Raw genomic sequence first — 19508 nt, 5'->3', positions numbered from 1 at the left:
GGCACCTCGCGCGGCGTGCGACGACGCCCGGCGGCCCGGCTCGCGACGGCACCCTCCTGAGCGGCGTGCGACGGCGGCCGCCCCGGGGCGGCAGGCCCGGTCGCCCTCGGTAGGGTCGAGGCATGCCGCTGACCGTGGCCGACGTCGTCGGCATCCTCGAGGACCGCTACCCGCCGGGGACCGCCGAGCCGTGGGACGCCGTCGGACTGGTGGCGGGGGACCCGGCGGCCGAGGTCCGCACCGTCCTGCTCGCCGTGGACCCGACCGAGGCCGTCGCCGAGGAGGCCCTCGCCCGCGGCGCGGACCTGCTCCTGACCCACCACCCGCTGTACCTGCGCGGCACCTCCACGGTGGCCGCGGACAACCCCAAGGGCCGGGTGGTGCACCGGCTGCTGCGCGATGGGTGCGCCCTGTACGCCGCGCACACCAACGCCGACGCCGCGGCGGACGGCGTCGCCGCGGCCCTGGCCGACGCGCTCGGCCTGACCGGGTGCCGGCCGCTGCAGCCGCTGCCCACCGCGCTGGACACGCTGGTCACCTTCGTCCCGGCCGACCGCACCCAGGACCTGCTCGACGCCCTCGCCGCCGCGGGCGCCGGCCGCCTCGGCGCCTACGAGCGGGCCGCGTTCACCTCCCCGGGCACCGGGACGTTCCGGCCGCTGCCCGGCGCCCGGCCCGCCGTCGGCGGGGTGGGGCTGACCGAGACCGTCGCCGAGGACCGGGTGGAGATGGTCCTGCCCCGCGAGCGCCGCGCCGCGGTCCTCGCCGCCCTCCGCGCGGCGCACCCCTACGAGGAGCCGGCCTTCACCCTCATCGCCCAGCCGGACACCGGCGGCCCGACCGGCACCGGCCGGGTCGGCCGGCTGCCCAGGCCGACGACGCTGCGGACCTTCGCCGAGCGCGTCGCCGCGGCGCTGCCGGCCACCCCGGCGGGCGTCCGCGTCGGCGGTGACCTCGACGGCGAGGTGGCGACCGTCGCCGTCTGCGGCGGCGCCGGGGACTCCCTGCTGGCCGCGGCCCGCGGGGCCGGCGCGGACGTCTACGTCACCGCCGACCTGCGGCACCACCCCGCCAGCGAGCACCTCGCCGGCGGCCGGCCCTACCTCGTCGACACCACCCACTGGGCCAGCGAGTGGCCGTGGCTGCCCCGGGCCGCGGCCGTCCTGCGGGCCGGCGCCGTCGAGCGCGGCGCTACGTTGGTCACGCACGTCTCCACCCTGGTCACCGACCCGTGGGACCTGCAGCTGACCGCCCCCACCGAAGGAGCCCGCCCGTGAAAGCCCCCGTGCAGGACCAGCGCCGGCTGCTCGACCTGCAGGCCCTCGACACCCGGGCCGCCCGGCTCGCGCACGAGCGGCGGTCCCTGCCGGTGCTGGCCACGCTGGCCGAGCTCGAGGGCCGCGCCGCGGACCTGCACCGCGCCCAGGTCGAGGCGCGCACGGAGGCCGGCGACGCCCGCCGGGAGCTGGCGCGGGCGGAGGCCGACGTCGAGCAGGTCCGCAACCGTGCGGCTCGGCACCGCGCCCAGCTCGACGCCGGCACCGGCCTGTCCCGCGAGCTCGTCGCCCTGCAGAAGGAGCTCGCCCAGCTCGCCGACCGCCAGGCGGTGCTGGAGGAGGCCCAGCTGGAGGTGATGGAGCGTGTGGAGGGGCTGGAGGCCCGGGAGGCGGCGCTGGCCGAGCAGGAGCGGTCGATCACCGCCGACGTCGCCCACCACACCGCGGTCCGCGACGCGGAGCTGAGCCGGCTGGACGCCGAGCTCGCGCAGGTGCGGCAGGCCCGGGACGCACTGGCGGCCGACCTGGACGCCGAGCTGGTGGCGCTGTACGAGCACGCCCGGGCCCGCACCGGCGGCCTCGGCGCGGTGGCCCTGCGCGGGCACCGCACGGACGGGGTACAGGTGGAGTTCACCCTCAGCGAGCTGGCGGCCATCGACGCCGCCAACCCGGAGGAGGTCCTGATCTCGGAGGACCACGGGTACGTGCTGGTGCGGCTGGACCCGGCCGGGTAGGGCCGGACCCGGCCAGGTAGGGCCGGGCCCTGCTGCCGATCGCCGGCCCGCTGCACGCCGCCGGCCCGGGCACGCGCCGCGGGCCTGGGCCCGCGCCGCCGGACAGGCCCCGCGGGCCTGGACACGCGCCGCCAGCGCCCGGTACGTTCTGCTCGCCCTGAGCTTGCGTTTTAACCTCTACGCGGCCTTCTTGATGGCTGGGTGTCGGGTTCGTGGGCCGGTTCGGGTGCCGGGGGGTCGTCCGGGTCCGGGGGTGCGGGATTTCGGTGCCCTGGCCATGGGGGGTAGGTGGGGCTGGAGCTGGCGAAATCCTCGCCGGACCCGGGCCGGGGAGAGCTTGGGGCGTGGTCGGGGTCGTTCCCAGGGGCGGCGGCAGTCCTCGACGAGGGTGCGGGCCAGGCGGAGCTGGGTGTAGGCGGCGGTGATGATCCAGGTCCACCGGTCGGCCTGCTCGGGGGTGCGCAGCGAGGGCGCGGTCCAGCCCAGGGTGTTCTTGTAGAAGCGGAAGGTGTGCTCGATGTCGAAGCGGCGCAGGTAGGCCCGCCAGCAGACGTCCAGGTCGGTGCCGTGGGGGCCTGTGACCCACAGCCACAGGACCTTCTTGGTGCGGCTTGTGGGCTTGGGCAGGTGCTCGACGTCCACCCGCATGATCGTCCCGCGCACGATCGGGACGACGTCGCTGTCCTTCCAGGGGCCGCGGCGGCCGAGCTTGGGGTGCAGGTCGTGCCAGGCGTCCACCCGCACGGTGCCGTACCGGTCGTCGGTGGCGGTGATGCTGTGGTCGGGGGTGGGCCAGGAGGCGACCTCGCGCAGGGCGCGGCGGGCCCCGTGCCGGCGGGGCCGCCCGGCCCGCCCGGCCGGGGCCGGCTCGGGGTCGGCGTAGAACACCCGGTCGTCCCGGATCCGGACCACGATCCCGGCGCGGACCCCGGCCAGGGCGTGGGTCAGGCCGGGGGCGTCGTAGCCGGCGTCGAAGGCCACGACCGGGACCTGCTCGGTGGCCCCCAGCCGGGCGACCAGGCCGGTGACCTGGGCGGCGGTGACGGTGGTGGCATCGGCGGTGGGGTCCAGGCGGACCACGTCCACCGGCGCGGTCCAGGAGTCCTTGGCCCAGCTGAGCTGGACCAGGTGCTGGTAGGACCAGCCGGCCACGATGGGCTGCCCGGCGGAGTGGGTGGAGGCGGAGTAGTAGAACCCGCGCCCCGGGCTGGTCTCGGCATCGCACCGCGGCCAGGTCGTGGCGTCCATCGCGAAGACCAGCGGCCAGCCGCCGGGACGGTGGGCCGCGAGCAGGTCACGCACCGCGCCGGCGTCGACCCGCCCCCGGGCCAGGGCCTTGTACAGGCTGCCGTGCGAGCGGCGGAACACCGGCTCCAGGGACAGCGCCGGCACCGAGGTCACCGGGCCGGGCGTGCACAGCACCGCCTCGGTCAGCTCGAAGGCGGCGTCCGCCCAGCCGGTCCAGGCCTGGTAGAAGCCCTCCCGGAAACCGACCAGCCCGGCCCCGCCCGGGACGCTGAGCGATCTGTCGTCGTGGACCATGCTGCCTCCTTCGCCAGACAGTAGCCATACTGTCTGGCAGAGGATGGAGACCTCGTCCGACACGCCGGAGGAACCACGATGAACTCATCGACAGCCCAGGAGCTCGCTGCCCACCAAGACCGCTACCGCGAGCTCGCCGCCCGCATCGCCGACCTCGGCCTGATCAGCGCGGGCAGCATCACCCGCCGCTACACCAGGTGCGCCACCCCGGGCTGCCGCTGCCGGGCCGACCCGCCACAGATGCACGGGCCCTACTGGCAGTGGACCGCCAAGGTCGACGGCAAGACCGTCACCCGACGGCTCACCCCGACCGAGGCGGGCCTCTACCAGGAGTGGATCGACAACGACCGCCAGCTCCGCCACATCGTCGCCCAGATGCGCCAGGTAGCCGCCAAGGCCACCGCACTCATCCTCAACGACGCCAAGGACCAGCAGACCTCACAGGTTTAAACGCAAGCTGAGAGACGCCCGCGTCGATCCGGTGGGGTTCCCCCACCAGAACGACGAGAGGCACCTCGTGTCCAGCGGCTCCCTCAGCTTCCCTTCCCGTCACGACTTCCGACTCCTCCTCCTGGGCCAGGCCGCGAGCCAGCTCGGCACGCAGGTCAGCGGGGTGGCGATCCCCCTGCTGGCCGTCCTGACCCTGCAGGCGAGCCCGCTCGAGGTCGGCGTCCTCAGCGCCTCGGGCGCCGCCGCCTTCGCGCTCGTCGGCCTGCCCGCCGGGGCGTGGCTGGACCGGTTCCGCCGGCGGCCCATCCTGGTCGCCAGCGACCTGGTCCGGGCCGTGCTGCTGGCCACCGTCCCGGTCGCCGCCGCCACCGACGTCCTGACGGTCTCCCACCTCGTGATCGTCTCCCTGCTGACCGGGGTCGCCCGGGTCTTCTTCGACGTCGGCTACCAGAGCTACCTGCCCTCGGTGATCGGCACCGACCGGGTGCTGGCGGGTAACTCCGCGGTGGAGACCGTCCGGGCGACCGGGCAGGTGGTCGGCCCGGGCCTGGGCGGCTGGCTGGTCACGCTGGTCGGCGCCGCCAACGTCGTCCTCGTCCAGGCGCTGACCTTCGTGGTGTCGGCCGCCTCCCTGCTCGCCATCCGGGCCGGCGAGCCGCGCCCGGCGCCGGCGGGCCGACCCCGGCTGCGCCGGGAGATCGGCGAGGGCCTCGCCTTCGTCGCCCGCACCCGGGTGCTGCGGGCCATGGCCCTGACCAGCGCGGCGTGCAACTTCTCCTTCGCGCTGGCCTCCGCGGTCACCTTCATCTTCCTGTCCAGGACGCTGGGGCTGCCGGCGACGGCGGTCGGCGCGGTCGTCGCGGCGGGCTCGGTGACGGTCCTGCTCGGCGCCGCGCTGACGTCCCGGCTCGCCGCCCGGGTGGGGACCGCGCGCATCGTCTGGCTCGCGCTGGTGATCACGGGCCCCGGCACGCTGCTCACCCCGCTCGCCCAGCCCGGCAGCGGCTGGTGGGTGGCCCTCCTGGTCCTCGGCCTGGGCGCCGGGGAGCTCGGCCAGATCGTCTACGCCGTCACCAGCGTCAGCCTCCGGCAGCGGCTGTGCCCGCCGCGGCTGCTCGGCCGGGTGAGCGCGACCGTGCGGTTCGTCATCATGGGCTCCTTCCCGCTCGGCGCGCTCCTCGGCGGCGTCCTCGGCGAGCTCGTCGGGGTCCGCGCCACGTTGTGGGTGTGCGGGATCCTCGTGGTGCTGGCACCGCTGCCGGTGTGGACCGCCCTCCGGCACCACCGCGACGTCGAGGACCTGCCGAGGTGGACGACGGGGGAGGGGTGACGTAGCCGCCGTCGGCCTCGGTCGGCAGCCCGCACGCCACCCCGGTAGCCCGTGGCTAGACGCGCTGGCCGCCCGCCGTCGCCCGGCCGGCAGCCGTCCGGCCACGCCGGCAGCCCAACGGCAGCCACGCCGGCAGCCCGACGTGCTGCGCGAAGGCCGCCCGCTCAGCCGTGCGTGACCAGGGTGAGCGTGCGCCGCCCCCGCACCGGGTCGCCGAGCTCGACGGCGTGCAGCCCGCCCGCCGTCCCGGCCGCCGTCGTCGGCATCTCCGCCGCGGCCGAGGCGACCTCCTCGGCCGAGCGGGGGAGCCGGCCCGGCCGGGTCAGGAGGTGGTGGGTGAGCAGGCCGCGGGCGTGCTTGGCGTGGTGGGAGACGACGCGCCGGTGGCCGTCCCGCTCCCGGACCACCTGGACCAGCAGGTGGGTGGCGCTCGCCGGCGGCCGCCAGGCCGCGGCGTAGGCGGCCGAGCGGCAGTCCACCACCACCCGCCCGGCGGCCTGCTCGGCCAGCACCGCCGGCAGGTGGTGGCGCCAGTAGCTGGCCAGGCGCCCGACGCCGGGCAGGTCCACCCCCATGGCCAGGCGGTAGGCGGGGATCCGGTCCGCGGGCGTGAGGACGCCCCACAGGCCCGAGAAGATCCGCACCACGCGGGCCGCCCGGGCGCGGGCGGCACCGGTCAGACCCGGCAGCCCGGCCGCGGCGTAGAGCACCCCGGTGTAGAGCCGGGCGGCCGGCGCGGCCGGTGCCGTCCGCAGCGCGGCGTTGCGGGCGACGTCGGCCGCGGCGCCGGGTCCCACCCCGAGGACCTCGCCCGCGTCCGGCCGGGCCGCGAGCCCGGCCACGGCGTCGAGCAGCCGTTCCCGGGGGCCGGCCAGCGACGGCGCCGACAGGGTCGACAGGTCCACCGGCGGGCCGGAGCGGGGCGGGGTCTTGGCCTCCGAGGGCGGGAGGAGCACGAGCACCGGGCGATCCTAGCCAGCGCGCCACCGCCCCCGATCCAGCCCCTGGCCGCGGGCCGGCCAGAGGTGGCACGGCACCGGCACGGGGGCGGGCAGCGCCGGCACAAGGGCCAGGCCGGGACCTGGATGAGGCCGGACCTGGGTGAGGCCGGATCTGGGTGAGGCCGGATCTGGGTGAGGCCGGATCTGGGTGAGGCCGGGACCTGGGCCGCCCCGGTATCATGGTCGGCGCGGATGAGTCAGCCAGGCGGCCGCGTCACCGGTAACCAACCGGTGCCGAGGAACGTCCGGGCTCCGCAGGGCAGGGTGGTGGGTAACGCCCACCCGGGGTGACCCGCGGGAAAGTGCCACAGAAAGCAGACCGCCGGCGGGCTCCGGCCCGCCGGTAAGGGTGAAAGGGTGGTGCAAGAGACCACCAGCACGGCGGGTGACCGTCGTGGCTCGGCAAACCCCACCCGGAGCAAGACCAGACAGCAGACGTGATCAGGGCTGCCCGCCCGAGTCTGCGGGTAGGTCGCTGGAGGCGTGCGGCAACGCACGCCGTAGATGGATGGCCGCCACCGGGGCGCTGGCGACGGCGCCCCGGGACAGAACCCGGCGTACCGGCTGACTCATCCGCCCATCCACAGTCACAGCCCCAACCGCCGTGCCGGGCTCGTCACCGGAGCCGCCGCCAGCCGGGGGTCAGCTGACCGCGCTCACCCAGAACGTCCAGTCGTCGCCCGCCAGCCGCTCCCGGTCCACCTCGAAGGTGTGTGTGCGGGCCGGGACGTCGGTGGTCGTCAGCGTGACGGTGTACGCCGGGGACTGCGGGACCTCGGTGAAGGTGGCGGACCAGGCGCAGCCCCGCTCCGAGGCGGTCGGGGCGCCCTCGAGGTCCTGCGCGCCCAGGACGTCTCCGGCGTCGTCCGCCAGCTCGACAGCGGCGCCGTCGAAGAAGGTCCGTTCGTAGCGCTCGGGCGGGCAGTCCGACCGGCCGGAGGTGGCGGCGTCGGAGACGACGACGGTCACGTCCACGTCCGCGCCGCTGCGCGCGACGGAGGTGGCGGCCGTCGTCGCGACCGCCAGCCCGGCAGCCGCCACGGCACCAACGGCGATCCAGCGTCCCGCCTTCATGTCCCCCTCCGCCCGCCGACCCGACAACTGTTACGAATGATACGAGTGTGACGGCCGGTCCGCAGGGGAACCAGCGACACGTGTCGCGTGTCGGGAGGCAAGACGCGCCGCTCCGGAGCGGGCCCCGTCGGCCGTCGCCGGAGACCGGGCGGGTCAGTACTCGCTCGGCATGAGCACCCACAGCACCGGGTAGATGATGAACGGGCTGCCCGGGAGCAGGAACAGCAGGACCAGGAACAGGAACCGGGTCGGCCAGGGCGCGAGCCCGAACCGCTGCCCCAGCCCGGCGCAGACCCCGCCGAGGACGCGGCCCTGGACCGGACGGACGAGTCCCTGGCGGCGGAACGCACTCTTGATGTCGGACATTGTCGCCTCTCTCTAGCGGTCGTCTGGCGGCTAGCCGCTGACCTCTAGCCTGACCCAGCGGCCCGCCGGTCGCATCGGGGGCTGACCCTGACCGGTCCCTGACTCGGGTCCCGACCCGGGCCGCGGGTGCGCACGACCAGCGGTACCGGCCGTCGTCGGCCGCCGGGCTCAGCTGCTCGCGCCTGGCTCAACTGCTCGCGCCGGGCTCAGTTCCCGGCCCCCGGGCTCGGCCGCCGGCCCCCGCCTCAGCCGTCCGTCTGTGCCGCCAGGTACGCCGCCCCGACGATCCCGGCCGAGTTCCGCAGCTCGGCCGGCACGATCGGGGCCTTCGTGCGCAGCAGCGGCAGGAACTTCTCGTGCTTGCGGCTCACCCCGCCGCCGACGACGAGCAGGTCGGGAGAGAACAGCATCTCGACGGTCTCGTAGAACCGCTGCAGCCGGTCCGCCCACTCCCGCCAGCTCAGGTCCTCCGCCTCCCGCACTCCCGAGGAGGCGCGGCGCTCGGCGTCGTGGCCGTCGATCTCCAGGTGCCCGAGCTCGGTGTTGGGCACCAGGGTGCCGTCGACGAGGAGGGCGGAGCCGATGCCCGTGCCGAGGGTGGTGACGATGACGACGCCGGGCACGCCCCGGGCCGCCCCGAACGCGGCCTCGGCGACGCCGGCGGCGTCGGCGTCGTTGACCGCCACCACGTCCCGGCCGATCGCCTCGGTGAAGAGCTCGTCGACGTCGACGCCCTTCCAGGACTTGTGCAGGTTGGCGATGAACCCCACCACGTTGTGCTTGATCGGCGCCGGGAAGGTCAGCCCGAGCGGCAGGTCGGCGGGCAGGTCGAAGGCGGCGACCAGCTCGGCGACGGTCTCCGCCACCGGCTGCGGCTTGGACGGGCTGGGGGTGGGCAGGCGCAGCCGCTCGGCGGTGAGCGCACCGGTGGTGAGGTCCACCGGGGCGCCCTTGACGCCCGAGCCGCCGATGTCGATGCCGAAGCCGAGGGAGGGGGTCATGACGCTCCTTGGTGTGGTGGTCGCGGCGGGGCCACGGCGGGGAGGTTCGGTTCGAAGGCGGGACGGGCGGGGGAGTGCCGGGGCGGGGGAGACGAGGTGCAGAGCCGGGCAGAGGGGACGGGGTGCGGACGCGGGCGGGGGGAGGCGGACGTGGCAGGCGGGCGTAGGCGGTGGGGCTTCGGGCGGGGCCGGGGTGCGGTGCGCCGCCCGGTCGGCCCGGTCAGGGCAGGGTGAGGACCTCGGCGCCGTCGTCGGTGACGACGAGGGTGTGCTCCCACTGCGCGGTGCGGGAACGGTCCTTGGTGACCACCGTCCACCCGTCCTCCCACATCTCCCAGTCGATGTCGCCGAGGGTGAGCATCGGCTCGATCGTGAACACCATCCCCGGCTCCATGACCGTGTCGTGGCGGGGAGCGGAGTCGTAGTGCGGGATGACCAGCCCGGAGTGGAACGCCTCCCCGACGCCGTGCCCGGTGAAGTCCCGGACGACGCCGTACTGGAACCGGCGGGCGTAGGACTCGATGACCCGGCCGATGACGTTGACCTCGCGGCCCGGGCGGACGGCCTTGATCCCGCGCTCCATCGCGGTCCGCGTCCGCTCGACGAGCAGGTGGGACTCCTCGTCCACCGTGCCGACCTCGAACATCGCGCTCAGGTCGCCGTGGACGCCGTCGACGAAGGCGGTGATGTCCACGTTGAGGATGTCGCCGTCGGCCAGCACCGTGGAGTCCGGGATGCCGTGGCAGATGACCTCGTTGACCGAGGTGCACAACGACTTGGGGAAGCCCTGGTACTCCAGGGTGGAGGGGTAGGCGCCGTGGTCGACCAGGAACTCGTGGCCCACCCGGTCCAGCTCGTCGGTGGTGACCCCGGCCGCGACGTGCCGGCCCACCTCCACCATGGCCTGGGCGGCGATGCGGGAGGCCTGACGGATCCGCTCGACCGTCTCCGGGGGCTTCACGTCCGGGGCGGTGATCCGCTCCGGCCCGGTGCGCCCGACGTACTCGGGCCGGCCGATCCCGGCCGGGACCGGGCGGCGGGGGGAGACCCTGCCCTTGGTCAGGGTGCCGCGGGGCGCGGTCGGCGAGCATGGGCGCAAGCATGAGTGCCAGTGTATTGAGGACGGACAGGTCGGAGGGCCCCGGGTCGGGGCCGGGCGGGAGGCCGGCGTGAGCGAGCAGGACGAGTACTACTACGACCTCGCCACCGGGCAGGTGGAGCGGGGCAAGGTGTCCGGCTGGACCCGGCGGATGGGCCCCTACCCCACCGCCGAGGCGGCCCGGGAGGCGATGGCCCGCGCCCGGGCCCGCAACGAGCAGTGGGACGCCGAGGACGCCGCCTGGCGGGAGGAGCAGGGGCGGGGCCGGTGACGCCGCGCCGCATCCGGGCGGCCGCCATGCTGCGGCCGGGCGCCAAGCTGCGGCCCGGCGTGCTCGGGCCGGCACTGCGGCGGGCGCCTCGCCCCGGCTCGCCTCCCGGCTCCGGCCGGGCTACTGGCTGAAGGTGTGCTCCGGGCCGGGGAACGTCCGCTCCCGCACCTCCCGGGCGTAGCGCCGGGCGGCGCCGTACAGCTCGGCGCCGACCTCGCCGAACCGCTGCGCGAACCGCGGCGACCACGACGTCATCCCGGCCATGTCCGTCCACACCAGCACCTGGCCGTCCACCTCCAGCCCGGCCCCGATCCCGATGGTGGGGACCGGCAGCACCTCGGTCACCCGGGCCGCCACCGGCCCGGGCACCATCTCCAGCACGACGGCGACGGCGCCCGCCCCGGCCAGGGCGAGGGCGTCGCTGACCAGCCGCTCGGCGGCGTCGTTGTCCCGGGCCTGCACCCGCTTGCCGCCGAGGATGTTCTCGGACTGCGGGGTGAAGCCGAGGTGCCCGACGACCGGGATGCCGGAACGGGACAGCAGCCGGACGTGCTCGGCGAGGTGCGCGCCGCCCTCGAACTTCACCGCGTGCGCGCCGCCCTCCTTCAGCATCCGCACCGCGGTGGCGTGGCACTGCGCCGGGGAGGCCTCGTAGGAGCCGAACGGCAGGTCGGCGACGACCATCGCCCGGCGGGTGGCGCGGGCGACCGACCGCACCGCCACGACCATCTGGTCCACGGTCACCGGCAGGGTGGTGTCGTAGCCGAGCATCGTGTTGCCGATGGAGTCCCCGACGAGCAGCAGGTCGATCCCGGCCTCGTCGAAGATGCGGGCGGTGACGCCGTCGTAGGCGGTCAGCATGGTCAGCGGCTCCCCGCGCTCCTTGGCCTGGCGCAGGTGCTGGACCCGGACCCGCTTGGGCACGGGCACGCCCTGGCCCTGGGCGGCGTGGCCCGCCTGGCCCTGGGCGGCGTGGCCCGCCTGGCCCTGGGCGACGGGGCCACCCTGACCGGGGGCTCCGGCAGACGGGTTGGTGCGGTCGGCGGCCGGGACGCCGGCGGCGTCGGGGTTCGGCATGGGGCTGGCTCCTGGGACGGGCGGCTGGGACGGTCGGACGGGGCAGATCGGCGGCTGGGGCTCCGGCGGAGGGTTTGGGGCTGGCTGGGCCGGCGGGAGCCGGGCGGCCGGAGCTTCGTCCGACGGCTCGCCAGGACGACGGCGGCCCGGGCCACGCCGGACGGCGCTGGCCGGCGGCCGGCCGGGTCAGCCGGCCGGCTCGCGGGCGGGCTCGGCGTTCACCGGGACCTCGGCGGCGGGCTGCTCGCGCCAGCCGTTGGTCACCGGCAGGCGGCGGTCCCGGCCGAAGGCCACCGCGGTGACCTTCGGGCCGAGCGGGTACTGCCTGCGCTTCCACTCGGCGCGGTCGACCAGGGTGACCACCCGCTCCACCGTCTCGGCGTCGAAGCCGGCGGCCAGCAGCTCGGCCCGGCCCATGCTGCGGTCGACGTACCCGGCCAGCACGCCGTCGAGCAGGTGGTACTCGGGCAGGGAGTCGCTGTCCTGCTGGCCCGGCCGCAGCTCGGCCGACGGCGGCTTCTCGATCGAGCTCGGCGGGATCGGCGGGCGCTCGCCGGCCGCCTCGGCGACGGCGTTGCGCCACCGGGCCAGCTCCCACACCTTGGTCTTCAGGACGTCCTTGAGCGGGGCGAACCCGCCGGCGGCGTCGCCGTAGATGGTCGAGTACCCCACCGCGAGCTCGCTCTTGTTCCCGGTGGCCAGCAGGAGCGGGCCCTCGCTGTTGGAGATCGCCATCAGGACGACGGCGCGCAGCCGGGCCTGCAGGTTCTCCTCGGCCAGGCCGGTGAGCGCGAGCTGGCCGGTGAAGGCGTCCACCATCGGGGCGATGGGCTGGACCCGGTAGTCCAGGCCGAGGCGGTCGGCGAGGTCGGCGGCGTCGTCCCGCGAGTGCGTCGAGGAGTAGGCCGAGGGCAGCGAGACCCCGATGACGCGGTCGCCGCCGAGCGCGTCCGCGGCGACGGCGGCCACCAGGGCGGAGTCGATCCCGCCGGAGAGGCCGAGCACCACCGAGGTGAAGCCGTTCTTGCGCACGTAGTCGGCCAGCCCGAGCGTGATGGCGTGGTACATCTGGCCGGTGTCGTCGGCGTCGGCGGGCAGCCCGGCGCCGGGCAGCCGCGGGGCGGTGCCTGGGGCGGCGTCGGCGGCCGCGGCGCGGTCGGCGAACGCCGGTGCCCCGAGCTCCGGACGGTCGGACGCGCTCTCGCCCGCCGCCGCCCCCTCGGCGGGCAGGGCCCGCGGCGGCGCCCCGCCGCCCGGCAGGTCGAGCACGAGCAGGTCGGTGCCGAACCCCCGCGCGGCGGCCACCAGGGCGCCGTCGGCGTCCAGCACGAAGCTGTGCCCGTCGAAGACCAGGTCGTCCTGCCCGCCGACCATGTTGACGTAGGCGACCGGGCAGCCCAGCTCGGCGGCCCGGTCGGCGGCGAGGCGCTGGCGCACCTTCCCCTTGCCGTGCTCGTAGGGGGAGCCGTTGAGGACGAGGAGGGCGTCCAGGCCCTGCCCGGCCAGCTCGGCCAGCGGGCCGCCGTCGACCCAGATGTCCTCGCAGATGACCACGCCCAGCCGCTGCCCGCCCACCTCCAGCACGACGGCGCCGGTGCCCGGGGCGAAGATGCGGTGCTCGTCGAACACGCCGTAGTTGGGCAGGTGGTGCTTGGTGTAGACGTCGGCGACGGCGCCGCCGGTGACGTGGGCGGCGACGTTCGTGGGGCGCCCGTCGGCGGCGGTGCCCAGGCAGCCGAGGACGACGTGGGCGGCGCCGTGGCCGTCCGCGGCGAGCTCGCCGGCCAGCCGCTCGAGCCGCTCGGCGGCGGCGTCGCGGAAGGACCCGCGCAGCGCGAGGTCCTCCACCGGGTACCCGGTGAGCACCATCTCGGGCAGCAGGACGACGTCGGCGCCGCGGGCGACCGCCGCGGCGACGGCGCCGCGGACGATCTCGGCGTTGCCGTCCAGGTCCCCGACGCGTGGGTTCAGCTGGCCGAGCGCGATCCGGATCTTCATGGACGTCACCCTATTGCGGACCCCGGCCGACGCAGCCCGAGGGTGGCTGGGGCGAGGACGAGACCGGCTGACGGCGGGGCCGGGACCGGCCACCGCCGTCGGCCGGCGCCGCCGCGACCACCGGACCGGCCACCCCGCCGTCGGCCCGTCCCGCCCCGGTGGCGCCGCTGCAGACCGCGACCCCGGGTGCGCCATGATGGGGGCGTGCGGCGCACCGGCCGCGCCGTCCCCGCCGCGGCGGGGGCGCCGACACCGGAGGGCAGCGATGGACAGGCAGCAGGAGTACGTCCTGAGGTCGATCGAGGAACGGGACATCCGGTTCATCCGGCTGTGGTTCACCGACGTCCTCGGGGTGCTCAAGTCCGTCGCGGTCGCCCCGGCCGAGCTCGAGGGCGCCTTCGCCGAGGGCATCGGCTTCGACGGCTCGGCTATCGAGGGGCTGACCCGGGTCTACGAGGCCGACATGCTCGCCAAGCCCGACCCGGCCACCTTCCAGGTGCTGCCGTGGCGGGGGGAGCACAACGGCGTCGCCCGGATGTTCTGCGACATCCTCACGCCCGACGGCGAGCCCGCCCGGTCCGACCCGCGGGGGGTGCTCAAGCGGGCGCTGGCCCGGGCCGCCGAGGCCGGCTTCACCTTCTACACCCACCCCGAGATCGAGTTCTACCTCTTCAAGGACGCCGACCCGCTCAACCTCGAGCCCATCGACCGCGCCGGCTACTTCGACCACGTGGCCCGGGGCACCGCCCACGACTTCCGCCGCGACGCCATCACCACGCTGGAGGCGATGGGCATCTCGGTGGAGTTCTCCCACCACGAGGCCGGGCCCGGGCAGAACGAGATCGACCTGCGCTACGCCGACGCGCTGTCCATGGCGGACAACATCCAGACCTTCCGCACGGTGGTCAAGGAGGTCGCCCTGCAGCAGGGCGTCTTCGCCACCTTCATGCCCAAGCCGCTGGTGGACGCGCCCGGCTCGGGGATGCACACCCACCTCTCCCTCTTCGAGGGCGACCGCAACGCCTTCTACGACCCGGCCGGGCAGTACCAGCTCTCCGCCACCGCCCGGGCCTTCATCGCCGGGCTGCTGCACCACGCCGGGGAGATCTCCGCGGTCTGCAACCAGTACGTCAACTCCTACAAGCGGCTGTGGGGCGGCGGCGAGGCCCCGAGCTACGTGTGCTGGGGGCACAACAACCGCTCGGCCCTGGTCCGGGTGCCGATGTACAAGCCGGACAAGGCCAACTCGGTGCGGGTGGAGTACCGGGCGCTGGACTCCGCCGCCAACCCCTACCTGGCCTTCGCGGTGCTGCTGAGCGCGGGGCTCAAGGGCATCCAGGAGGGGTACGAGCTGCCCGAGGGCGCCGACGACGACGTGTGCGCGATGACCCGGGCGGAGCGGCGGGCGCTGGGCATCCAGGAGCTGCCCGCGTCCCTGCGCGAGGCCGTGGAGCTCATGGAGTCCTCCGAGCTGCTCGCCGAGACCCTGGGGGAGGACGCCTTCGACTACTTCGTGCGCAACAAGCACGAGGAGTGGCAGGAGTACCGCAACCAGGTCACCGCCTTCGAGCTCCAGCGGTTCATCCCGGGGCTGTGATGGCGCGCGCGGCCGGGTCCGTGGGCGCGACGGTGACGGACCGCGGGGCCGGAACGGTGCGCCCGGCGACGGCGTCCGGCCGGGCCGCCGCGGCGGGCGGGGCCGGGATCGTGCGCACGGCCGGGACGGTGCGGGAGCGCCATGGCGCGTGAGGTCTCCCCGGCCGCCCGGCTGCGCCGGCTCGGGTTCGTCCGGGCCGAGCGGGCGGCGGACCTCCTCGACGACGGTGCGCTGGCCGGGGTCCGGGCGGCGGCCGACGCGGCCGGCGCCCCGCTGGCCGAGGCGCTCGGCGCCACCGCCGACCCGGACCTGGCCCTGCTCGCCCTGCTCCGCCTCGCCGAGTCCGCCCAGGCCGCCGGGCAGGGCCCGGGCCTGGCGGCGGTCCTTGCCGCGGACGGCCCGCACCGCCGGCGCCTGCTCGCCGTCCTCGGCGCCAGCACGGCGCTGGGGGACCTGCTCGTCGCCCGCCCCGCGGCGGTGGCGCTGCTCGCCGACCGCCCGGGCGAGCCCGCCGTGCTGGACCTGACCGAGGCGGACGAGCGGGACCGGGCGCTGCGCGCCGTCGGCGCCGACCCCGCGGCGGACGTCCCGGTCGCCGGGCTGGCCGGCGCCGAGGGCACCGCCGCGGTGCGCCGCACCTACCGCGACCGGCTGCTGGAGATCGCCGCCGCGGACCTGACCAGCCCGGACCCGCTGGCCGACCTGCCCCTGGTGGCCGCCGCCCTCGCCGACATCGTCGCCGCCGCGCTCGACGCCGCCCTCGCCGTCGCCCGTGCCGACCTGGGCGGCGCCGAGGAGGTGCGCCTGGCGGTGCTGGCCATGGGCAAGACCGGCGGGCGCGAGCTCAACTACATCTCCGACGTCGACGTCGTCTACGTCGCCGAGCCCGCCCCGGGCGCCGCCGAGGCGCAGGCGCTGGCCACCGGCACCCGGCTCGCCGCCGCGCTGGCGAAGGTCTGCTCCGCCCCCGGCCCGGAGCCGGCGCTGTGGCCGCTGGACGCCAACCTGCGCCCGGAGGGCAAGGACGGCCCGCTCGTCCGCACGCTCGCCTCGCACCTGGCCTACTACCGGCGGTGGGCCAAGACCTGGGAGTTCCAGGCCCTGCTCAAGGCCCGCCCGGTCGCCGGGGACCTGGCCCTGGGCGCGGCCTACCGCGACCAGCTGGCGCCGCTGGTGTGGACGGCGGTGGAGCGGGAGCACTTCGTCGAGGACGCCCAGGCGATGCGCCGCCGGGTGGAGGCGCACCTGCCCGCCGCCGACGCCGAGCGCCAGCTCAAGCTCGGCCGCGGCGGCCTGCGGGACGTGGAGTTCACCGTCCAGCTCCTCCAGCTCGTGCACGGCCGCACCGAGCCCACCGTCCGCTCCGCCGCCACCCTCGACGCCCTGGCCGAGCTCGCCGCCGGCGGGTACGTCGCCCGCGACGACGCCGACGCCCTGGGCCACCACTACCGCTTCCTCCGGCTGCTCGAGCACCGGATCCAGCTCTACCGGCTGCGCCGCTCCCACCTGGTGCCCACCGCCGAGGAGGACCTGCGCCGGCTCGGCCGGGGCCTGCACGCCGACGGGGTGGACGGCGCGGCCGCGCTGGAGGAGCGCTGGCGGCAGGTGCGCCGGGAGGTCCGCGACCTGCACGAGGAGATCTTCTACCGCCCGCTGCTGCCGCTGACCGCCCGGCTCTCCGCCGCCGACGTCTCCCTCGCCCCCGACGCCGCCCGGGCCCGGCTGGCCGCCATCGGCTACCGCGACCCGGCCGGGGCGCTGCGGCACATCGCCGCCCTGACCGAGGGGGTCTCCCGCCGCGCGGCGATCCAGCGGCACCTGCTGCCGGTCATGCTCGGCTGGTTCGCCGACGGCGCCCAGCCCGACGCGGCGCTGCTCAGCTTCCGCCGGCTCTCCGAGACCATGGGCACCACCCACTGGTACCTGAAGCTGCTCCGCGACTCCGGCGTCGCCGCCGAGCGGCTGGCGCACGTGCTCGCCGCCTCCCGCTACGCCGCCGACGCGCTCGCCCGGCTGCCCGAGGCCGTGGCCTGGCTGGACGACGACGGCGAGCTCGCCGGCCCGGCCCGCCCGGCGCTGGACGCCGAGCTGGCGGCGCTGCTGGCCCGCCGGGACGAGCCGACCGGCGGAGCGCAGGCCACCCGGTACCTGCGCCGCCGCGAGCTCACCCGGGCGGCGCTGGCGGACGTCCTCCACGGGGTGGGGACCGGCACGCCGCTGGTCACCGCCGGCGCCGAGGTCGCCGTCGCCGGCGCCCTGCGGGTGGCGGTCGCCGACGCGACGGCCGACGCCGGCCTGGCCGAGCCCCCGTCCCGGTACCTGGTGGTGGCCATGGGCCGGCTCGGCGGCGCCGAGATGGGCTACGCCTCCGACGCCGACGTGCTCTTCGTGCACGACCCGGTGCCCGGCGCGGACCCGGAGACCGCCACCCGGGTCGCCGTCGCCGTGGCCACCCGGGTGCTCGGCCTGCTCGGCGGCACCGGCCCCGAGCCGTCCCTGGCCGTGGACGCCGACCTCCGGCCGGAGGGCCGGTCCGGGCCGCTGACCCGCACGCTGGCCGCGTACGCCGAGTACTACGACCGGTGGGTCGAGCCGTGGGAGCGCCAGGCGCTGCTCCGGGCCCGGCCGGTGGCCGGGGACGCCGGGCTGGGGGAGCGGTTCGCCGCCCTGGTGGACCCGGTGCGCTACCCCGCCAGCGGGCTGGCGCCCGCCGACCTGCGCGAGCTGCGGCGGGTCAAGGCCCGGGTGGAGGCCGAGCGGCTGCCCCGCGGGGTGCCGCCCACCCGGCACCTGAAGCTCGGCCGGGGCGGGCTGGCCGACGTGGAGTGGACCGTCCAGCTCCTCCAGCTCCGGCACGCCGGGGCGGTGCCCGCGCTGCGCACGACGTCGACCACCGCCGCGCTGGCCGCGCTGCGCGAGGCCGGGCTGGTCACCGCCGCCGAGGCCGAGCGGCTCGCGGCGGCCTGGACGCTGGCCGCCCGGGTCCGGGACGCCGTCGTGCTGGCCACCGGGCGCACCACCGGGCAGCGGACGGACGTCCTGCCGCACGCCCCGGCCGACCTCGAGCCGGTGGCCCGGCTGCTCGGCTACCCGCCCGGCGGCCGGCTGGACCTGGAGGAGGACTACCTGCGCGCCGCCCGCCGGGCCCGGGCGGTGGTGGACGACCTGTTCTACGGGTGATGGGCGAGGATGGGCCCATGCGGCTCATCCTCCTCCGGCACGGGCAGACCACCTCCAACGTCGGCAACCACCTCGACACCGCCCCGCCGGGGGCGGACCTGACCGAGCTGGGCCGCCAGCAGGCGGCCGCGCTGCCCGCGGCGCTGGCCGGGACGGGCATCGAGGCGGTCTACGCCTCGGACCTGGCCCGCGCCCGGCAGACCGCCGCCCCGCTGGCCGAGGCGCTCGGGCTCGCCGTCCAGGTGCGGCCGGGGCTGCGGGAGGTGGCCGCCGGGGAGCTGGAGATGGCCAACGACCCGGACTCCCTGCGCCGGTACGTGATGACCATCTTCACCTGGCCCGACCGCGGGCTGGGCACCGGGCTGCCCGGCGGGGAGACCGGGGCGGAGGTGCTGGCCCGGTTCGACGAGGTGGTGGCCGAGGTGCGCGCCAGCGGGGTCGCCACCGCCGCGCTGGTCAGCCACGGCGCGGTGATCCGCGCCTGGGTGGCCATGCGCGCGGACAACGTCACCGCCGAGTACGCCGCCCGGCGGCCGATCACCAACACCGGCGCGGTCGTCGTCGCGTCCGCCCCGACCGGGTGGACGGTGGAGGACTGGGAGGGCCACGCCCTCGGCGGCCCGGCGGTGGACCACCCGGAGGCGGACGGCACGGCCGGGGACGCCGTCGTGCTCCGCTGACCCGCCCGCTCAGAGGACCTTGGACAGGAACGCCCGCGTCCGCTCGTGCCGGGGGTGGTCCAGGACCGCCGCGGGCGGCCCCTGCTCGACGATGACCCCGTCGTCCATGAACACCACGTGGTCCCCGACCTCCCGGGCGAAGCCGATCTCGTGGGTCACCACGATCATCGTCATCCCCGAGGCGGCCAGGTCCTGCATGACGCCGAGGACCTCCCCGACGAGCTCGGGGTCCAGCGCCGAGGTGGGCTCGTCGAAGAGCATGAGCTCGGGGTCCATCGCCAGGGCCCGGGCGATCGCGACCCGCTGCTGCTGCCCGCCGGAGAGCTGGGCCGGGTAGTGGTCCACCCGCTCCGCCAGCCCGACCCGGTCGAGCAGCTCCCGGGCCCGGTCCCGGGCGGCGGCCCGGTCGGCGTGCTTGACCCGGACCGGGGCCTCCATGACGTTCTCCAGCGCGGTCATGTGCGGGAAGAGGTTGAAGCGCTGGAACACCATCCCCACCCGCGCGCGCTGCCGGGCGACGGCCCGGGGGTGGAGCTGGTAGAGCTCGCGGCGGCCGCGGCGGGTCTCCTCGCGGTAGCCCATGAGCTGGCCGGCGACGTAGATGCGGCCGGCGCCGATCTCCTCCAGCACGTTGACGCAGCGCAGCAGGGTGGACTTGCCCGACCCGGACGGGCCGAGGATGACGCAGACCGAGCCGCGCGGGACGGTCAGGTCCACCCCGCGCAGGACGTGCAGCTCGCCGAAGAACTTGTGCACGCCGGCCACCCGGACCATCGGCTCGGCGTCCGGGCCGGTGGCCTGCTGGCCGGGGCGGGCGGCCGGGGCGGTGGC

17 protein-coding genes and 1 other RNA gene are annotated in these 19508 nt (G+C 76.3%); 9 read left to right on the top strand and 9 right to left on the bottom strand.

Features of this window, described 5'->3' with window-relative positions:
• The first annotated feature begins 122 nt into the window (after positions 1 to 122).
• Positions 123 to 1277 carry a Nif3-like dinuclear metal center hexameric protein gene (locus tag MF406_RS10695; protein ID WP_242893105.1) on the top strand — a complete coding sequence of 385 codons (1155 nt, stop codon included), beginning with the start codon at positions 123 to 125 and terminating at the stop codon, positions 1275 to 1277.
• Positions 1274 to 2011 carry a zinc ribbon domain-containing protein gene (locus MF406_RS10690; RefSeq protein WP_242893090.1) on the top strand — a complete coding sequence of 246 codons (738 nt, stop codon included), beginning with the start codon at positions 1274 to 1276 and terminating at the stop codon, positions 2009 to 2011. Before MF406_RS10695 ends, MF406_RS10690 begins: the two co-directional genes overlap by 4 nt.
• A gap of 177 nt (positions 2012 to 2188) precedes the next feature.
• Here MF406_RS10690 and MF406_RS10685 read toward each other — a convergent pair whose 3' ends face one another.
• Positions 2189 to 3553, bottom strand: a complete 1365-nt coding sequence (locus tag MF406_RS10685; protein WP_242893081.1) for an NF041680 family putative transposase — start codon at positions 3551 to 3553, stop codon at positions 2189 to 2191.
• A gap of 78 nt (positions 3554 to 3631) precedes the next feature.
• Here MF406_RS10685 and MF406_RS10680 point away from each other — a divergent pair, with 78 nt between their 5' ends.
• Positions 3632 to 4003, top strand: a complete 372-nt coding sequence (locus MF406_RS10680) for a DUF6788 family protein (RefSeq protein WP_242893078.1) — start codon at positions 3632 to 3634, stop codon at positions 4001 to 4003.
• Positions 4004 to 4070: 67 nt separating this feature from the next.
• A complete protein-coding gene (locus MF406_RS10675; RefSeq protein WP_242893076.1) occupies positions 4071 to 5333 on the top strand; it encodes an MFS transporter in 1263 nt (420 codons plus the stop codon).
• A 164-nt stretch (positions 5334 to 5497) separates the two neighbouring features.
• Here MF406_RS10675 and MF406_RS10670 read toward each other — a convergent pair whose 3' ends face one another.
• On the bottom strand, positions 5498 to 6295 hold the full coding sequence (locus tag MF406_RS10670) for a YaaA family protein (RefSeq protein ID WP_242893073.1): 798 nt from the start codon (positions 6293 to 6295) through the stop codon (positions 5498 to 5500).
• Positions 6296 to 6527: 232 nt separating this feature from the next.
• On the opposite strand from MF406_RS10670, the gene rnpB reads away from it, so the two are divergent.
• Positions 6528 to 6910, top strand: an RNA gene (gene rnpB, locus MF406_RS10665) — RNase P RNA component class A.
• Positions 6911 to 6976: 66 nt separating this feature from the next.
• On the opposite strand, the gene MF406_RS10660 is transcribed toward rnpB, so the two are convergent.
• From MF406_RS10660 to map, 4 genes are all read right to left on the bottom strand, one after another.
• On the bottom strand, positions 6977 to 7408 hold the full coding sequence (locus MF406_RS10660) for a hypothetical protein (protein WP_242893071.1): 432 nt from the start codon (positions 7406 to 7408) through the stop codon (positions 6977 to 6979).
• 153 nt (positions 7409 to 7561) lie between these two features.
• On the bottom strand, positions 7562 to 7774 hold the full coding sequence (locus MF406_RS10655) for a PspC domain-containing protein (protein WP_242893068.1): 213 nt from the start codon (positions 7772 to 7774) through the stop codon (positions 7562 to 7564).
• 245 nt (positions 7775 to 8019) lie between these two features.
• Positions 8020 to 8775 carry a polyphosphate--glucose phosphotransferase gene (gene ppgK, locus MF406_RS10650; RefSeq protein ID WP_242893066.1) on the bottom strand — a complete coding sequence of 252 codons (756 nt, stop codon included), beginning with the start codon at positions 8773 to 8775 and terminating at the stop codon, positions 8020 to 8022.
• Between the two features lie 220 nt (positions 8776 to 8995).
• The gene (gene map / locus MF406_RS10645) at positions 8996 to 9874 is read right to left on the bottom strand and encodes a type I methionyl aminopeptidase (protein WP_242893063.1); all 879 of its coding nucleotides are present in this window, start codon (positions 9872 to 9874) and stop codon (positions 8996 to 8998) included.
• Between the two features lie 70 nt (positions 9875 to 9944).
• On the opposite strand from map, the gene MF406_RS10640 reads away from it, so the two are divergent.
• Complete coding sequence (locus tag MF406_RS10640) at positions 9945 to 10145, top strand: SPOR domain-containing protein (protein WP_242893060.1); 201 nt, start codon at positions 9945 to 9947, stop codon at positions 10143 to 10145.
• 120 nt (positions 10146 to 10265) lie between these two features.
• On the opposite strand, the gene panB is transcribed toward MF406_RS10640, so the two are convergent.
• Together panB and MF406_RS10630 are read right to left on the bottom strand one after the other, a co-directional pair.
• Positions 10266 to 11222, bottom strand: coding sequence for a 3-methyl-2-oxobutanoate hydroxymethyltransferase (panB, locus tag MF406_RS10635; RefSeq protein ID WP_242893057.1), 957 nt, complete (start codon positions 11220 to 11222; stop codon positions 10266 to 10268).
• A 186-nt stretch (positions 11223 to 11408) separates the two neighbouring features.
• Positions 11409 to 13220: an NAD+ synthase gene (locus tag MF406_RS10630; RefSeq protein ID WP_242893054.1), complete on the bottom strand. Its 1812-nt coding sequence runs from the start codon at positions 13218 to 13220 to the stop codon at positions 11409 to 11411.
• A 265-nt stretch (positions 13221 to 13485) separates the two neighbouring features.
• Between MF406_RS10630 and glnA the strand changes: the two genes are divergently transcribed.
• The 3 genes from glnA to MF406_RS10615 all read left to right on the top strand — a co-directional run bounded on the left by glnA (position 13486) and on the right by MF406_RS10615 (position 18677).
• Positions 13486 to 14817 (top strand): type I glutamate--ammonia ligase, encoded by a 1332-nt coding sequence (glnA, locus tag MF406_RS10625; RefSeq protein ID WP_242893051.1) that lies wholly within the window; start codon positions 13486 to 13488, stop codon positions 14815 to 14817.
• A gap of 141 nt (positions 14818 to 14958) precedes the next feature.
• On the top strand, positions 14959 to 17997 hold the full coding sequence (locus tag MF406_RS10620) for a bifunctional [glutamine synthetase] adenylyltransferase/[glutamine synthetase]-adenylyl-L-tyrosine phosphorylase (protein WP_242893048.1): 3039 nt from the start codon (positions 14959 to 14961) through the stop codon (positions 17995 to 17997).
• Positions 17998 to 18014: 17 nt separating this feature from the next.
• Complete coding sequence (locus MF406_RS10615; protein ID WP_242893045.1) at positions 18015 to 18677, top strand: histidine phosphatase family protein; 663 nt, start codon at positions 18015 to 18017, stop codon at positions 18675 to 18677.
• Between the two features lie 9 nt (positions 18678 to 18686).
• Here the strand turns inward: MF406_RS10615 and MF406_RS10610 are convergent, their stop codons facing one another.
• Entirely contained in the window at positions 18687 to 19451 is a 765-nt protein-coding gene (locus MF406_RS10610) for an amino acid ABC transporter ATP-binding protein (RefSeq protein ID WP_242897769.1), read from the bottom strand.
• Between the last annotated feature and the right edge of the window lie 57 nt (positions 19452 to 19508).

The sequence above is a fragment of the Georgenia sp. TF02-10 genome, assembly GCF_022759505.1.
Lineage (GTDB): Bacteria > Actinomycetota > Actinomycetes > Actinomycetales > Actinomycetaceae > TF02-10.
This window is presented reverse-complemented; position numbering and strand designations above follow the sequence as displayed.

Coding starts and splice junctions, on each gene's coding strand:
- MF406_RS10695 (WP_242893105.1), top strand. CDS start 123: ATGCCGCTGACCGTGGCCGACGTCGTCGGCATCCTCGAGGACCGCTAC.
- MF406_RS10685 (WP_242893081.1), bottom strand. CDS start 3,553: ATGGTCCACGACGACAGATCGCTCAGCGTCCCGGGCGGGGCCGGGCTG.
- MF406_RS10680 (WP_242893078.1), top strand. CDS start 3,632: ATGAACTCATCGACAGCCCAGGAGCTCGCTGCCCACCAAGACCGCTAC.
- MF406_RS10660 (WP_242893071.1), bottom strand. CDS start 7,408: ATGAAGGCGGGACGCTGGATCGCCGTTGGTGCCGTGGCGGCTGCCGGG.
- MF406_RS10655 (WP_242893068.1), bottom strand. CDS start 7,774: ATGTCCGACATCAAGAGTGCGTTCCGCCGCCAGGGACTCGTCCGTCCG.
- ppgK (WP_242893066.1), bottom strand. CDS start 8,775: ATGACCCCCTCCCTCGGCTTCGGCATCGACATCGGCGGCTCGGGCGTC.
- panB (WP_242893057.1), bottom strand. CDS start 11,222: ATGCCGAACCCCGACGCCGCCGGCGTCCCGGCCGCCGACCGCACCAAC.
- MF406_RS10630 (WP_242893054.1), bottom strand. CDS start 13,220: ATGAAGATCCGGATCGCGCTCGGCCAGCTGAACCCACGCGTCGGGGAC.
- glnA (WP_242893051.1), top strand. CDS start 13,486: ATGGACAGGCAGCAGGAGTACGTCCTGAGGTCGATCGAGGAACGGGAC.
- MF406_RS10620 (WP_242893048.1), top strand. CDS start 14,959: ATGGCGCGTGAGGTCTCCCCGGCCGCCCGGCTGCGCCGGCTCGGGTTC.
- MF406_RS10615 (WP_242893045.1), top strand. CDS start 18,015: ATGCGGCTCATCCTCCTCCGGCACGGGCAGACCACCTCCAACGTCGGC.
- MF406_RS10610 (WP_242897769.1), bottom strand. CDS start 19,451: ATGGTCCGGGTGGCCGGCGTGCACAAGTTCTTCGGCGAGCTGCACGTC.